This window comes from Microbacterium sp. NPDC055312, from assembly GCF_053645675.1.
This window is the reverse complement of record NZ_JBSHMU010000001.1, coordinates 669,867-684,047: the sequence shown is the minus strand read 5'-3', so window position 1 is coordinate 684,047 and position 14,181 is coordinate 669,867. Positions and strand designations below refer to the sequence as shown.

The 14,181-nt window shown below is 69.3% G+C and carries 14 protein-coding genes and 1 tRNA gene; 9 read left to right on the top strand and 6 right to left on the bottom strand.

The genetic code is table 11. The features are described 5' to 3' along the window. Window position 1: 1 nt before the first annotated feature. Entirely contained in the window at window positions 2–688 is a 687-nt protein-coding gene (locus tag ACWIDW_RS03325; RefSeq protein WP_313355504.1) for a trimeric intracellular cation channel family protein, read from the bottom strand. A gap of 36 nt (window positions 689–724) precedes the next feature. Between ACWIDW_RS03325 and recO the strand changes: the two genes are divergently transcribed. Together recO and ACWIDW_RS03315 are read left to right on the top strand one after the other, a co-directional pair. Further along, entirely contained in the window at window positions 725–1,468 is a 744-nt protein-coding gene (gene recO / locus ACWIDW_RS03320; RefSeq protein ID WP_313355502.1) for a DNA repair protein RecO, read from the top strand. Continuing rightward, the gene (locus ACWIDW_RS03315) at window positions 1,465–2,268 is read left to right on the top strand and encodes an isoprenyl transferase (protein WP_454122922.1); all 804 of its coding nucleotides are present in this window, start codon (window positions 1,465–1,467) and stop codon (window positions 2,266–2,268) included. Before recO ends, ACWIDW_RS03315 begins: the two co-directional genes overlap by 4 nt. 66 nt (window positions 2,269–2,334) lie before the next feature. On the opposite strand, the gene ACWIDW_RS03310 is transcribed toward ACWIDW_RS03315, so the two are convergent. Beyond that, window positions 2,335–3,864 carry an HNH endonuclease signature motif containing protein gene (locus ACWIDW_RS03310; RefSeq protein ID WP_454122920.1) on the bottom strand — a complete coding sequence of 510 codons (1,530 nt, stop codon included), beginning with the start codon at window positions 3,862–3,864 and terminating at the stop codon, window positions 2,335–2,337. A 29-nt stretch (window positions 3,865–3,893) separates the two neighbouring features. Then, window positions 3,894–4,457: an AAA family ATPase gene (locus ACWIDW_RS03305; protein ID WP_454122918.1), complete on the bottom strand. Its 564-nt coding sequence runs from the start codon at window positions 4,455–4,457 to the stop codon at window positions 3,894–3,896. A gap of 56 nt (window positions 4,458–4,513) precedes the next feature. Between ACWIDW_RS03305 and ACWIDW_RS03300 the strand changes: the two genes are divergently transcribed. Beyond that, on the top strand, window positions 4,514–5,185 hold the full coding sequence (locus tag ACWIDW_RS03300; RefSeq protein ID WP_454122916.1) for a DsbA family oxidoreductase: 672 nt from the start codon (window positions 4,514–4,516) through the stop codon (window positions 5,183–5,185). On the opposite strand, the gene ACWIDW_RS03295 is transcribed toward ACWIDW_RS03300, so the two are convergent. Next, window positions 5,186–5,689, bottom strand: a complete 504-nt coding sequence (locus ACWIDW_RS03295; protein WP_454122914.1) for a glutathione peroxidase — start codon at window positions 5,687–5,689, stop codon at window positions 5,186–5,188. Window positions 5,690–5,749: 60 nt separating this feature from the next. On the opposite strand from ACWIDW_RS03295, the gene dusB reads away from it, so the two are divergent. The 5 genes from dusB (at window position 5,750) to ACWIDW_RS03270 (ending at window position 11,195) form a co-directional block, all read left to right on the top strand. Further along, complete coding sequence (dusB, locus tag ACWIDW_RS03290) at window positions 5,750–6,997, top strand: tRNA dihydrouridine synthase DusB (RefSeq protein ID WP_454122912.1); 1,248 nt, start codon at window positions 5,750–5,752, stop codon at window positions 6,995–6,997. After that, on the top strand, window positions 6,987–8,372 hold the full coding sequence (locus tag ACWIDW_RS03285; RefSeq protein WP_454122910.1) for a deoxyguanosinetriphosphate triphosphohydrolase: 1,386 nt from the start codon (window positions 6,987–6,989) through the stop codon (window positions 8,370–8,372). The genes dusB and ACWIDW_RS03285 overlap by 11 nt, the downstream gene beginning before the upstream one ends. Next, on the top strand, window positions 8,372–10,222 hold the full coding sequence (gene dnaG, locus ACWIDW_RS03280; RefSeq protein WP_454122909.1) for a DNA primase: 1,851 nt from the start codon (window positions 8,372–8,374) through the stop codon (window positions 10,220–10,222). Before ACWIDW_RS03285 ends, dnaG begins: the two co-directional genes overlap by 1 nt. Window positions 10,223–10,258: 36 nt before the next feature. After that, window positions 10,259–11,026, top strand: coding sequence for an ATP-binding cassette domain-containing protein (locus ACWIDW_RS03275; RefSeq protein WP_454122907.1), 768 nt, complete (start codon window positions 10,259–10,261; stop codon window positions 11,024–11,026). 93 nt (window positions 11,027–11,119) lie between these two features. Next, a tRNA-Asn gene (locus ACWIDW_RS03270) sits at window positions 11,120–11,195 on the top strand. A 189-nt stretch (window positions 11,196–11,384) separates the two neighbouring features. On the opposite strand, the gene ACWIDW_RS03265 is transcribed toward ACWIDW_RS03270, so the two are convergent. After that, window positions 11,385–12,371, bottom strand: coding sequence for a diaminopimelate dehydrogenase (locus ACWIDW_RS03265; RefSeq protein WP_313355485.1), 987 nt, complete (start codon window positions 12,369–12,371; stop codon window positions 11,385–11,387). A 31-nt stretch (window positions 12,372–12,402) separates the two neighbouring features. Beyond that, window positions 12,403–12,969, bottom strand: coding sequence for a peptide deformylase (def, locus tag ACWIDW_RS03260; RefSeq protein ID WP_454122905.1), 567 nt, complete (start codon window positions 12,967–12,969; stop codon window positions 12,403–12,405). 73 nt (window positions 12,970–13,042) lie between these two features. Here def and ACWIDW_RS03255 point away from each other — a divergent pair, with 73 nt between their 5' ends. Then, window positions 13,043–14,068 carry a DMT family transporter gene (locus tag ACWIDW_RS03255; RefSeq protein ID WP_454122903.1) on the top strand — a complete coding sequence of 342 codons (1,026 nt, stop codon included), beginning with the start codon at window positions 13,043–13,045 and terminating at the stop codon, window positions 14,066–14,068. Window positions 14,069–14,181 lie beyond the last annotated feature (113 nt).

The following is a 14,181-nucleotide window of genomic DNA, read 5'->3' as shown; positions in this document are numbered from 1 at the left end:
GTCACGGTTTGATGATCGGGATCATCCCCGTCTCGGTGGCCACCTTGCGGCGGTACAGGCGCCGCTGCTCGGGCAGCGACACGTCGAACACCACCGCGAGCACTCGGATGACCGCGGTCACGCCGATGCCGATCACCGCAGCGACGGTGAGCGAGACGTCGAGAGCGTTCAGGATGACGATGGTCGTGCATCCGACTCCCGCAGCCACCGCGTAGAGCGAGCCGACGTGCATGATTGCGACGGGCAGACCCATGAGCACGTCGCGCAGCACGCCGCCGCCGACCGCGGCGCAGACGCCGATGAACACGGCGGGCACCGGCGGGATGCCGAAGGCGATGGCCTTGCTCACGCCGAAGGCGCCGAACATGCCGATCACGGCGGCGTCGAGCACGACGATCAGGGTGTTGACGCGGTTGAAGACGCCGGCGAGCAGCATCCCGAACAGTGCCGCACCGGACGCGGTGATGAGGTACCAGTCGTTCTGCAGGGTCGCGGGCGGCTGCCCGATCAGCAGGTCGCGGATGAGGCCGCCGCCCATGCCGATCATGATGCCGATGATCGCGACGCCGAGCCAGTCGAGCCGGCGCTGACCCTGGAAGCCGGAAGCGAACATCGCCCCCTGGATGCCGCCGAGCGCGACGCCGAGAAGATCAGCCCACAGCGGGATGGTGAAGAGCGGTTCCGTCACCCATCCATTGTGTCGTGCCCGGGAGATAATCGAAGGGTGCCCACCTATCGAGACGAAGCGGTGATCCTGCGCACCCACAAGCTGGGTGAGGCCGATCGCATCGTCACGATGCTCTCGCGACGCAACGGCAAGATCCGTGCGGTCGCGAAGGGAGTGCGGCGCACCTCGTCGAAGTTCGGCTCGAGGCTCGAGCCGTTCATGGTCGCCGACGTGCAGATGTACAAGGGTCGCTCGCTCGACATCGTGCAGCAGGCCGACTCACTGGGCGCCTACGGGGCCGACATCGCCGTCGACTACGAGCGCTTCACCGCAGCCAGCGCGATGGTCGAGACCGCCGACCGGCTCAACGAGGCCGAGGCGACCGCCGAGCAGTATCTGCTGCTCGTGGGCGGGCTGCGGTCGCTCTCGCGCGGCGAGCATGCCGCCCGCAGCATCCTGGATTCCTACCTGCTTCGCGTCATGGCACTGTCGGGTTGGGCGCCCGCCCTCGACCAGTGCGCACGCTGCGGCGCTGCGGGCCCGCACCGGCACTTCGGTGCACAGCTGGGCGGCTCGGTGTGCGACTCGTGCGCGCCGGCCGGCAGCCCGCGGATCGGCAGTGCGGCCCTTGCGCTGATGCGCGCCCTGATGGGCGGCGACTGGACGATGGTGGATGCCGCGCCTCCGGCCGACCTGGCGGCTGCCTCCGGCACGGTCGCCGCGTACGCCCAATGGCATCTCGAGCGCGGCATCCGCTCGCTCGAGCACGTCACGCACCCGTCGAGCATTGGAGCACGGTGACCCCGAAGCCCTACACGCATAAGGACGCGGTGCCGTTCCGGCCGCTCGACTGGACAGGCAAGACGCCGCCGGCGTTCCCTGCCGTGCCGGAGCACGTCGCGATCGTGATGGACGGCAACGGGCGCTGGGCGAACCGTCGCGGCCTCAACCGCGTCGAAGGGCACAAGGCCGGCGAGGAGGTGCTGCTCGATGTCGTCGCCGGCGCCATCCAGGCGGGTGTGAAGCACCTGTCGGTATACGCGTTCTCGACCGAGAACTGGGCGCGCTCGCCTGAAGAGGTGCGCTTCCTCATGGGCTACAACCGCGACGTGCTGCACCGTCGACGCGATCAGCTGAACGAGTGGGGCGTGCGCGTGCGCTGGGCGGGCCGCAAGCCCCGGCTGTGGGGGTCGGTCATCAAGGAGCTGCAGTTCGCCGAGCAGCTCACCCGCGACAACGACGTGCTCACCCTGACCATGTGCGTGAACTACGGCGGCCGCGTCGAACTCGTCGACGCCATGCGGGCGATGGCCGAAGAGGTGAAGGCGGGGCGGATGCGCCCCAGCGCGATCACCGAGAAGCAGATCCGCCGGCACCTGTACGTGCCGGACATGCCCGACGTCGATCTGTTTCTGCGCAGCTCGGGCGAGCAGCGCACGTCGAACTTCCTGCTCTGGCAGGCCGCGTACGCCGAGATGGTGTTCCTCGACACGCTCTGGCCGGACTTCTCCCGCGAGGAGCTGTGGCGGGCGATCGAGATCTACCTGTCGCGCGACCGGCGCTTCGGCGGAGCGGTGGACACTCCCGACGCGTCGGTCTGAGACCGGCTGTGCGAGTCTCAGGACGCGGTTGCCTCTCACGGTGGCATTTCGCCCGACGCTGACTGTTCAGAGCGGACCGGTCTCCCAGGGTGGTGGGTCGCCTTTCGCCTCCCACCCGTCGTCGCCCGGTGGTGAGCCGCTGGGCGCGAACATGACGCGTCGGGGTGGTTTGTCGTGGTGGATGCGTCCGGTGGGATTGGTCCACTCGAGCGACCAGTCGGGCAGCTGCCGGGCAGTCCAGCGGAACTGTGCCGGTATGTCCGGATGCTTCAGCGCATGATGAGTGAGGCAGAGATGGGCGAGGTTGTCGGTGCGGGCGGGTCCACTGAGGGCCCAGTCGATGGTGTGGTCGGATTCGCAGCGCTGGACGGGCATGCGGCAGCCGGGGAAACGGCAGTGCTGATCACGGGCGCGCAGGAATCGACGCATCGGCTCGGTCGGGGTGTAGGTGTCGGTCTCGGTGACGAGGCCGGTGGGATCGAGGAACAGTCGCGTCCATCCGGTGCTCTGGCCGGCGAGCTGCCGGGCGATGTCGGGGTGCAGGGTGCCGTGCCCGTCGAGCTGGGCGGGGTGCGCGTCGGCGCCGGTGAGGGTGGAGGCGGCGACGGTGACCTGGATGCGGGCGTGGATGTTATCGAGCCCGGTGCCCATGATCTCGCTCGGCGTGGCACTGAGCAGGAGGTCACAGAGCAGTTCGGTGCGGATCTCGTCCAGCCCTCGGGTGTCGGAGGCGATCCGGATCACCACGGGGCCGGTGTCGACGGCGCGATCCATCGCGTCTTCATACGCCTCCCACGCACCGGGCACGTCGAATGGGTCGGTGGTGTAGGTGTCGTCACGGCCGAAGATCGCCCGCGCCTCAGCCTCTGCCTGCGCGCGACCGGTCTCGTACTCGAGGTCGGCGTCGAGGTCGGTGGGAAGGCTGGGACGGCGATTCTCCGGATGCTGCTTCTGCGCACGGCCCATCGCGGTGAGCCGGTCGAGAATCGCCACCGCCTTGTAGGTGGGCATGATCGCCTGCAGCAGCGACATCTCATCGTCGAGCTCTCGCACCGTGACCGACTGCTCGGCGGCGGCAGCGCGGTGCCGCTCGGTCACCGTCTGCGGCACGAGGGCGGCGACCAGTTCACGCACGTGCGCTCGGGTGCGGGCCGGCGCTTCGGTCTCGGCGAACTCCAGGGCCGCCGCCTCGTACAGGGCCCAGTCCGCGCCCGTCGCCTCACCGGCATCGATCGCCTGGGTCAGCGGAGTCGCCGCCCGGATGACCTCCCGCACGTGCGCTGCGGTGACCCGCCCCTCGGCGTACGAGGCGCGCAGCGCGGGGAAGTCGTCGCGCAGGGCACGGGCGTCGGCGAACGCATGCTCCACGCTGCCCGTCGCCATACGCCCCGCCGCGGAGTACTCCGCCACCATCGACCGGCGGATCGCCTCACGGTGCACAGGAGCCGCCGCGACGTCGGCATCCATCACCTCGATCCGCTGCGCCAGCAGCGCCGCCGCCCGCGATTCGAGCCGGTTGATCTCCGCGCGCGTCTCGACCCACTCATCCAGCAGCTCACGCTGCCGGGCGAACGGATCCTGCGGTGCGGTGGCCATGCTCAAAGAGTAGAACGCACCTCCGACATTCACCCGGACAGTGCCCGGAGCCAGCGCTCGGTCTCACGCGGGTGGGCGAATCGAACGATCGCCAAGTGCGGGAATCGCGCCACCACCTCGGGCATCCGCTGAGCCCACTTGTGCAGGGTCCTCGTCTGCCACAGCAGGATGTTCTCCTCCGGATCACGAAGGAGGATGTTCGACAGCCCGCGCTCCCTGTTGCCGTTCCAGAGCTCCGTTCGCAGGATCTGGCGCGATACGGTGCGACGCACGAGCCGTGACCGCACCACGCGGTAGGGGTAGTCGAGCCACAGCACCATCTGCGCGCGAGGAGCCAGAATCTGATCGGTGCCCTTGCTGGTGTACTGCCATTCGGTCACCCAGTGGTCTTCGGCGGCGAATGCCCGGACATCGTCGAGGAAGGAAGGGCGAAGGGTCCACGCCGGCCCGTGGAACAGTCCGTCGATCTCGACGTGCCGCAGACCCCACGCCGCAGCGATGCGCCGCGCGAGCGTCGTCTTTCCTGACCCGGTGACACCCGCGTTCAGCACTCGCGACGGGCGGAACGGCACGGGATGGTCGGCGGTCAGCACTCGAGAAGGCTACTCGATCGGGAATATGCGCACCGGGGCATGCAGTTGCACTGAATGTGAGCGAACCCATCAACATCGACATCTGGTCCGACATCGCCTGCCCGTGGTGCTACATCGGCAAGCGCAATCTCGAGAAGGGGCTCGCCGCCACCGCCGGTGATGACGACGCCCCGAAGGTGAAGGTCACGTTCCACTCCTTCGAGCTCTCACCCGACACCCCGGTCGACTTCGACGGCGACGAGGTCGACTTCCTCGCCGGGCACAAGGGGATGCCCCGCGAGCAGGTCGAGCAGATGCTCGCGCACGTCACCAATGTCGCATCCGGGGCCGGCCTCGAGTACCGCTTCGACCTGCTGCAGCACACCAACACGGTCAAGGCGCATGAGCTGCTGCACTTCGCGAAGGAGAAGGGCCTGCAGCACGAGATGGAGGAGAGGCTGATGTCGGCCTACTTCACCGAAGGCCGGCACGTGGGGCGCATCGACGACCTCGCCGCCCTGGCCGAAGAGGTGGGGCTGGATGCCGCTGAAGCGCGCTCAGCGCTCGAGACCGAGGCCTACCTCGACGCGGTCCGCGCGGATCAGGCGCAGGCGCGCGCCTACGGCATCAACGGCGTGCCGTTCTTCGTCATCGACGGACAGTACGGCGTGAGCGGCGCTCAGCCGCCGGAGGCGTTCGAGAACGTCATCCGCGACGTGTGGGCGCAGAAGAAGACCGCCGTGAGCTGATCAGCGGCCGGCCTCCGTCAGGGCCGTCTCGATCGCCGAGACGATCTCAACGGAGTCCGGAAGCTGCTTCGGGCGGAAGCGCTGCACCGACCCGTCGGCGCCGACGAGGAATTTCTCGAAGTTCCAATCCACCCGGCCGGCCCTGCCGGCGGCATCCGGAGTCTCCTTCAGCGCCTTGTACAGGTCGTGCGCGTTGCGCCCGTTGACCTTGATCTTGTCGTTGATCGGGAAGGTGACGCCGTAGCTCGTCGAGCAGAACTCGAGGATCTTCTCGATCGAGCCCGGCTCCTGGCCGAAGAACTGGTTGCAGGGGAAGCCGATGACGCTGAAGCCACGGTCGGCATACCGCTGCTGCAGCTGCTCGAGCTGCGTGTACTGCGGAGTGAGCCCGCATTTCGAGGCGACGTTGACCACCATCAGCACGTCGGCGCCGATGTCGTCGAGCGTCTTCTCGGCGCCCTCAGCATCGGTGAACGGGATCTGTCGCAGGGTCGCATCGGCCATCTCCACAGCCTATGCGCGCTGTGCCCCGACACAGCCGCCGTCTGGGAGAATGGGGGAGACATGACTACCGCCGCTGCCCTTCGACCCGCTCAGGGATCCACTGTCGCGCCGGCCCCGGCGCTGCGCATCGGCCCGATCGCTCTCGACACGCCGGTGGTGCTGGCCCCGATGGCCGGCATCACCAACACGGCATTCCGGCGACTGTGCCGCGAGTACGGTGCGGGTCTGTACGTCAGCGAGATGATCACCTCGCGCGCTCTCGTCGAGCGCAACGCGATCACGATGCGGCTCATCCAGCACCACGAGAGCGAGACCCCGCGGTCGATCCAGCTGTACGGCGTCGATCCCGCGACGATCGCCGAGGCCGTGCGGATCATCGTCGCCGAAGACCGTGCCGACCACATCGATCTGAACTTCGGCTGCCCGGTTCCCAAGGTCACCCGCAAGGGCGGGGGTGCCGCGCTGCCGTGGAAGATCGGCCTGTTCTCCGACATCGTGCAGCGGGCGGTGAAGGCGGCAGGCGACGTGCCGCTCACCGTCAAGATGCGCAAGGGCATCAACAAAGACCACCTCACCTTCCTCGACGCCGGTCGTGCGGCGGAGGATGCCGGTGCCGCCGCCGTCGCGCTGCACGCGCGCACCGCGTCGGAGTACTACTCCGGTCACGCCGACTGGAGCGCCATCGGCGAGCTCAAGCAGGCGGTCACCAGCGTCCCCGTGCTCGGCAACGGCGACATCTGGTCGGCCGGCGATGCGGTGCGGATGATGGACGAGACCGGCTGCGACGGTGTGGTCGTGGGACGGGGATGCCTGGGCCGGCCGTGGCTGTTCGGCGAGCTCGCCGCGGCGCTGGGCCCTTCGACAGGCTCAGGGTCCCAGCAGGGGACAGGCTCAGGGACCCAGGGGGCAGGCTCAGGGACCCAGGCGGCACCGGTCGTCGACGCGACGCTCGGCTTCGTCAAGGAGGCCTTCCGTCGGCACGCCGAGCTGCTGGTCGAGTTCTTCGAGGATGAAGACCGCGGCTGCAAGGACATCCGCAAGCACGTCGCCTGGTACTTCAAGGGCTATCCCGTGGGCGGCGAGCTGCGTGCGGCGCTGGCACGGGCATCCACCCTGCAGGAGATCGACGACCTGCTCGGCACGATCGGCGACGCGCCGTACCCCGGCGTCGGCGCCGAGGGGCAGCGCGGCCGCGCCGGCTCGCCCAAGCGCACCGCCCTGCCTGAGGGATGGCTCGACTCGCGTGAGATCGGCGAGGGCGTCGGCGACATGATGCGCGGAGCGGAGACCGAGAACGATGGCGGCTGATCCTTCGACAGGCTCAGGAACCCAGAGTTACGGGGACCATGACGCCGAGCGCTTCTTCTCGGAGACCCATCGGTCCGAGCGCGACGACTTCTCTCGCGACCGCGCCCGCGTCCTGCACTCAGCGGCGCTGCGTCGACTCGCGGCGAAGACGCAGGTGCTCAGCCCCGCCAGCACTGCCGATTTCGCGCGCAACCGGCTCACGCACTCGCTCGAGGTAGCGCAGGTCGGCCGAGAGCTGGCCAGCGCCCTGGGCGTGTCGGCCGACGTGGTCGACACGGCATGCCTGAGCCACGATCTCGGGCATCCGCCGTTCGGGCACAACGGCGAGCGGGCCCTGAACGAGTGGGCGGAAGACATCGGCGGCTTCGAGGGCAACGCCCAGTCGCTGCGCATCCTGACCCGCCTCGAGGCGAAGGTGCTCGATGACCGCGACCACTCCGTCGGGCTCAACCTGACCAGAGCCAGTCTCGATGCGACCTGCAAGTACCCGTGGACCGTCGACGAGCCCGTCCCCGATCCGGGCGGCCGGCTGAAGTTCGGCGTCTACCCCGAGGACGAGCCGGTCTTCCGGTGGATGCGCGAGGGCGCCGCCGGACGCGAACGGTGCATCGAGGCCGAGATCATGGACCTCTCCGACGACATCGCCTACTCGGTGCACGACTTCGAGGATGCGATCGTGAACGGCTACGTCGACGTGGCGCAGCTGTCGGATCCGATCGAGCACCACCCGCTGATCGGACGCATCCAGCAGTGGGTCGGGTACGACTACACCCGCGACGAACTGGCCGACGCGCTCTACCGGCTCACCCGCGAGACGATGTGGATGCGGTCGTTCGACCGCTCGCGTCGCGACCTCGCGCGGCTGAAGAACCTGACCAGCGACATGATCGGCCGCTTCGCACGCGGCTCTGTCGCGGCCACCAGGGCCGCCTACCCGGGCGAGAGCCTCGCCCGCTACAGCGCGCACGTCGTGATCCCGCGCGAGGTCGAGACCGAGATCGCCGTGCTGAAGGGCATCATGGGCCAGGCGATCGTGACCATCGATGCGCGCAAGGGCGTCTATAAGGAGCAGCGTCGGGTGCTGCACCGCCTGGCCGATGCGCTGTGGTCGACGGATGCCCTGTGGTCGGCCGGTGCCGACGTGCTGGAGCCGGCGTTCTCAGCCGACTTCCTCGCGGCCGATTCCGATGCGCAGCGCGCGCGGGTGGTCGTCGACCAGATCGCGAGCCTGACCGACCAGACCGCCGTCGACTGGCACAACAGACTCGTCGGCGAGATCGATCCTGCCGAGGTGGGGATCTGGTCGCCGCGGCACGCGCGCCCCGGCGTACACCGCCGGTCCGAGTCTCGGGTGGTCGTCGAAGGGGCCGTCTGATGCCCCGGATCCTGCAGGCGGATGTCGAAGAGGTCAAGACGCGCACGAACATCGCCGACATCGTCGGTGAACGGGTCGCGCTGAAGTCCGCGGGCGTCGGATCACTCAAGGGCCTCTGTCCGTTCCACGACGAGAAGAGCCCGAGCTTCCACGTGCGCCCGCAGGTCGGCTACTACCACTGCTTCGGCTGCGGGGCGTCCGGGGACGTGTACTCGTTCCTGCGTGAGATGGATCACGTCAGCTTCACCGAGGCCGTCGAGCGGCTCGCCGCCCGGGTCGGCTACTCGCTGCACTACGAAGACGGCGGTGCGGCGCCCGAGACCAGCGGACGCAGCCGGCTGTACGCAGCGAACACGGCGGCGGGGGAGTACTTCCGCTCGCAGTTGCTGAGCCCCGAGGCCGAGACTGCACGACGCTTCCTCGGCGAGCGCGGCTTCGACGCCGGGGCGGCGGCCCACTTCGGCGTCGGCTACGCGCCGCGTGGCTGGGACAACATGCTCAAGGCGCTGAGCGCGAAGGGGTTCACCCGCGACGAGCTCACCGCCGCCGGTCTCGTCTCGGCCGGCCAGCGCGGTGTCTACGACCGGTTCCGCGGCCGGGTCGTGTGGCCCATCCGCGACGTCACAGGTCAGACCATCGGCTTCGGCGCGCGCAAGCTCTACGACGACGACCAGGGGCCGAAGTACCTGAACACCCCCGAGACGCCGATCTACAAGAAGGCGCAGGTGCTGTACGGGCTCGACCTGGCCAAGCGCGACATCGCACGCGGCGAGCCGAGACGCGTCGTGGTCGTCGAGGGGTACACCGACGTCATGGCATGCCACCTCGCGGGCGTCACCACGGCGATCGCCACCTGCGGCACGGCGTTCGGCGCCGAGCACATCAAGGTGCTGCGCCGGGTGATGGGCGACGACTCGGCGGCGGGCGAGGTCGTGTTCACATTCGACGGCGACGAGGCGGGCCAGAAGGCAGCGCTGCGCGCGTTCTCGGAGGATTCGCGCTTCACGGCGCAGACCTTCGTCGCCGTCGCCCCCGACGGTCTCGATCCGTGCGACATGCGTCTGCAGCGGGGGGATGCCGCGGTGCGCGGGCTGATGGATGCCAAGGTCCCCATGTTCGAATTCGCGATCGATCGCAAGCTCGCCGGATACGACCTGGCGACCGTCGAGGGTCAGGTCGGCGCGCTGCGCGCCGCAGCCCCCATCGTCGCCGAGATCCGCGACGAGCTGCTGCGCCCCGGATACGAGCGGGTGCTGGCCCGCCGGCTGGGGATGGACCCCACGGCCGTGCATCAGCAGGTGCAGCGGGCCGCGCGCGGGGAACGCGAGCAGCCGGTTCCGCGACAGCAGGCGCCGGGCGGTGACAGTCCGGAGGGCGTCTCGCGCGTTCGATTGGCCGATCTGCCGCGCACGCCGGAGGTCGCGCTCGAGCGCGATGCGCTCATGGGCGTGCTGCAGTACGGGCACCGACTCGATCAGCAGACGCTGGCCCGCGCGCTGAGCGAGCCGTTCCGCAGCCCGGCTCTGGAAGCGGTGCGCGATGCCGTGGCATCCGTCGCCGACCGCACCAGAGTCGGCTGGGCGACCGCGGCGGCGGATGCCGTGCGAGAGCCGTACCGAAGCCTCGCCGGCGAACTGCTGATGATGCCCTTCCCCGCACGCGACGACGAGGGAGCACTCGCGTCGTCGGCAGATCTCTGCCGCCGGCTGATCCTGCGCGCCATCGAACGTGAGAAGCACGAGCTGCTGGGCGCCGTGCAGCGGGTGCCGGCCGACTCGGACGGCGGGCGGGCACTGCGCATGCGGCTGCGCGACGTGGATGCCGAGCGGCTGCGCTTCGCCGAGTCCTGAGCGCTTTCGGTCTGAGAACCCGGCAGGATGGACATCATGCCTGCCGACAGCGAGTTCGCGATCGACTGCCACGATCTGGTCATCGACCGGATCGGACACGGCGGAACGACCCGTGCCGTCGACGGTGTGACGTTCTCGCTCAGGCCCGGCGAGCTGATGTGCATCGGCGGGGCCACCGGCGCGGGGAAGTCGACCCTCGTGACGGCGCTGGCCGGAATGGGCGATGCGTCGCTGAAGGTCGCGGGCGGCCGGGCCACGGTCTGCGGTGTGAACATCCGCAAGCCGGGGCGCAGACGCCGCACCCTCACCGCCCTCAGCGGTCACCTCGGCCAGGCGGCGGGCGCGTCGCTGCCGCCCAGGCTCACGGTCGGCGAAGCGATCTCCGAGCCGATCACCTCTCGCGAGAAGAAGGTCAACGGCAAGGCGCTGGCCATCCGAGTGGCGTCGCTGCTCGACGAGCTGCATCTGCCGCTCGGACTCGCGTCGAAGTTCCCCTATGAGCTGAGCGCCGGCATGCGCCAACGCGTCGCGATCGCCCGTGCGCTCATGCTCGAGCCGCACGTGCTGATCGCCGACGAGCCGCTCGCGAACCTCGACCTCGAGGTGCGGCCCGTCGTCTTCGACGCCATCACCCGCCGCCGCACCGAGCGGGCCATGGCGGCTCTGCTGGTGACGAACGACGCCGCGTTCATCCGCGAACTCGAGGCCGATACGCTGCTGCTGAAGTCCGGCCATGTCGTGGCTCGGGGGGTCGGCTCGAACCTCGTCTGGGCCCCGAATGCCGAGGCCGACATCGCTCCCTGACCACGCCACGCCCGGGCGGCGCCCGTGTTCAGCAGCGCTCGCGGAGTTTGCTAAGCTGGGGGAGTTGCCCGCGCAGCGGGGAACGACCGATGATCCTCGGTAGCTCAATTGGCAGAGCAGCCGGCTGTTAACCGGCAGGTTCTTGGTTCGAGTCCAAGCCGGGGAGCCACCCCCTCGAAACCCCGCCCTCGTGGCGGGGTTTCGTCGTCTCGGCGTGCGGCTGGCGTGATCGCCGGTCGGAGATCACAGACCGGATGCCCGGCATCCGGCGTGTCGGTGCTGATCGGCACAGCGGCGCGCCGGAGGCGTCCGGACCATCTGAGACTCCCGACGGGCGCGACTGCACCGAGTCCTGGCGTCAGAGCAGCTCGGCGCGCAGCTGCTCGGGAGACTTGGGGGAGAGCAGTCCCGGTGCGATGTCGAACGGCGTCTTCGCGCCGTGATCCGCGGATGCCGCCAGCCGCGCAGCAGCCCGGGCGTACGCCACGAGGACGCTGGCGGTGAACTCGGGGTTCGACTCCAGCGCGAGCCGGAACTCCACGGTCTGCGAGACCCCGTCGGAGGTCGTTCCGCTGCGGATCACGAAGCCGCCGTGCGGCGCGCCGGTGTGATCGCGCGCGAGCTCCTCGGGCGACACGACGTGCACCGTCGTGTCGTAGGGCTCGAAGTAGTCGGGCATCGTCACGATCGCCTCGCGCACGGCATCCGGATCCGCGCCGGCCTCGAGCACCACGAAGCACTCCCTGGTGTGCTTGTCGCGCGTGCTCAGCTCGGGTCGTTCGCCCGCGCGCACGCGGGCCACCGCCTCTTCGGACGGGATGGTGTACTGCACGCCCGCGGCGACGCCGGGCACGCGCCGGATGGCGTCGGAGTGCCCCTGGCTGAGGCCGCGGCCCCAGAAAGTGTACGTCTCGCCCTGCGGCAGGATCGCCTCGCCGTACAGCCGCTGCAGCGAGAACAGACCCGGGTCCCACCCGGTCGAGATCACCGCCGTCGTTCCCGCAGCTCGGGCAGCGGCGTCGACCGCGGCGAAGTGCTCGGGAATGCGCGCGTGCGTGTCGAAGCTGTCGACCACCGAGAAGCGGGATGCCAGCGCCGGTGTCTGCTCGGGCAGGTCGCTCTTCGATCCGCCGCACAGGATCAGCACGTCGATCTCGTCGTGCATCGCGTCGAGCTCGTCGATGCGTCGCACCGGGACGCCGGGGCCGACCGTGCCGATCGACGCGGGGTCGCGCCGGGTGAACACCCCGACGAGACGCATGTCGGGGTTGCGCGCGAGCGAGCGCTCCACCCCGCGGCCGAGGTTGCCGTAGCCGACGATGCCGATGCGGATGTGCGTGTTCAACGTGCGAGCTCCTGGAGATAGGTGGAAGGGCTCAGCCCTCGAGGTCGTCGACGCCGGGCATCCAGCTGTGCGAGCCGCGATTCCAGCCCCGCTTGCGGGCGATCTTCTGCACCGTCTTCCAGTCCGACTCGTCGAGGCGGTCGACGTACAGGATGCCGTCGAGGTGGTCGAACTCGTGCTGCATGATGCGCGCCCGCCAGCCGTCGACCTCGATGCGCACGTCGCGACCCTCGAGATCGGTGCCCGTGACGAGCACACGGTCGGATCTACGCAGGGCGAAGCGCTCACCCGGGAACGACAGGCATCCCTCGGACTCCTCATCAGGGTCGGGGGAGCCGGGCTCGAGGGGAGCCATCCACAGAACGGGGTTGATGATCTCGCCGCGCCACGGGTTCTCGTCGTCGTCGACGTACGAGTAGACGTAGATGCGCAGACCGACTCCCACCTGCGGTGCGGCAAGGCCGACGCCGGGAGCGACGTCCATCGTCTCGTACATGTCGGCGACGAGAGAGCGGACCTCGTCGGTCACCTCGATGACCTCGCTCGCGGGCGCGTGCAGGACGGGATCGCCCATGATGCGAATCGGAAGAACAGCCACGCCACAACCCTAACGGGCGGGAACTGCCGGGTAGGGTGAAACGGTGCAGCATGGGGCGGACTTCGCAGGGAACATGAGCGAGCAGCTGGTCGGGGTGTTCCAGAACCCGGCTCTGCTCCTCGGCATCCCCCTGGCGCTGGCCGGGGCGGTCTTCATGTCACTCGGCGCGCAGTACCAGCACCGCGGCGTCGAGAAGGTGGAACGGCTCAGCGGCACGCACGGCACCACCGGACTCAGCGGCGCACAGCTCAGGGCGCTGCTGACCCGCCCGTCGTGGATCATCGGGACGATGATGCTGGGCCTCGCGATCGCCTGCCAGCTCAGCGCCATCGCGATCGCCCCGCTCATCGTCGTGCAGCCGCTCGGCGCGATCGCGCTGGTCGTCACCACCCTTCTGAACGCGCGGATCTCTGGTCACACGCCGACCAGGCAGTCGCTGATCGCGATCACCGCGTGTCTCGGCGGCATCTTCCTGTTCGTCGTCCTCGCCGCGCTGTACGCGACCGAACGGCCGATCCGTAACGATGACCTGTTCATGATCCTCACGATCCTGCTGGTGGTGATCATCGTGCTCGGCGCGTTCTGGCTGATCCTGCGCCGCCGCATGCGCGCTCTGTTCTACGTCACCGGCGCGGGAATCCTGTACGGCTTCGTCGCCACACTCGCCAAGGCGGTCATCAGCCGCATCCAGGCGGGGAACTTCGAGTGGCTCACCGTGGTCTGCGTCATCGCGCTCATCGCCGCCGCAGCGGTGGGGGCGTACTTCGTGCAGACCGCCTACAGCTCGGGGCCGCCCGACCTCGTGATCGCCGGCCTGACGGTCGTCGATCCGATCGTCGCCGTGCTCATCGGCGCGCTCGTGCTCGGCGAGGCGGCCGCGGCGCCGTTGTGGGTCGTCGTGCTGTTCGTCGTGGCCGGGGCGATCGCGATCTGGGGCGTGTTCAGCCTGGCGCGGTACCACCCGCAGGTGCTCAGCGACAGTCAGGAGCTGGGCATCCGGAGGGGGAGCGACCCTTCGACAGGCTCAGGGACCCAGGAGGGGTCGGGAACCCAGGAGGGGTCGGGAACCCAGGAGGGGTCGGGAACCCAGGAGGGGTGAGGGCCCTTCGACAGGCTCAGGGGCCCAGGAAGGCTCAGGGGCCCAGTGAGTGGGCTCGGGGCCCTTCGACAGGCTCAGGGGCCCAGGAAAGCTCAGGGCCCTTCGACAGGCTC

Excerpts from the sequence above, each read along its gene's own strand:
- ACWIDW_RS03275 (WP_454122907.1), top strand. The coding sequence starts at position 10,259 with ATGCCTGCCGACAGCGAGTTCGCGATCGACTGCCACGATCTGGTCATC.
- ACWIDW_RS03285 (WP_454122910.1), top strand. The coding sequence starts at position 6,987 with ATGGCGGCTGATCCTTCGACAGGCTCAGGAACCCAGAGTTACGGGGAC.
- ACWIDW_RS03310 (WP_454122920.1), bottom strand. The coding sequence starts at position 3,864 with ATGGCCACCGCACCGCAGGATCCGTTCGCCCGGCAGCGTGAGCTGCTG.
- dnaG (WP_454122909.1), top strand. The coding sequence starts at position 8,372 with ATGCCCCGGATCCTGCAGGCGGATGTCGAAGAGGTCAAGACGCGCACG.
- dusB (WP_454122912.1), top strand. The coding sequence starts at position 5,750 with ATGACTACCGCCGCTGCCCTTCGACCCGCTCAGGGATCCACTGTCGCG.
- ACWIDW_RS03255 (WP_454122903.1), top strand. The coding sequence starts at position 13,043 with ATGAGCGAGCAGCTGGTCGGGGTGTTCCAGAACCCGGCTCTGCTCCTC.
- ACWIDW_RS03295 (WP_454122914.1), bottom strand. The coding sequence starts at position 5,689 with ATGGCCGATGCGACCCTGCGACAGATCCCGTTCACCGATGCTGAGGGC.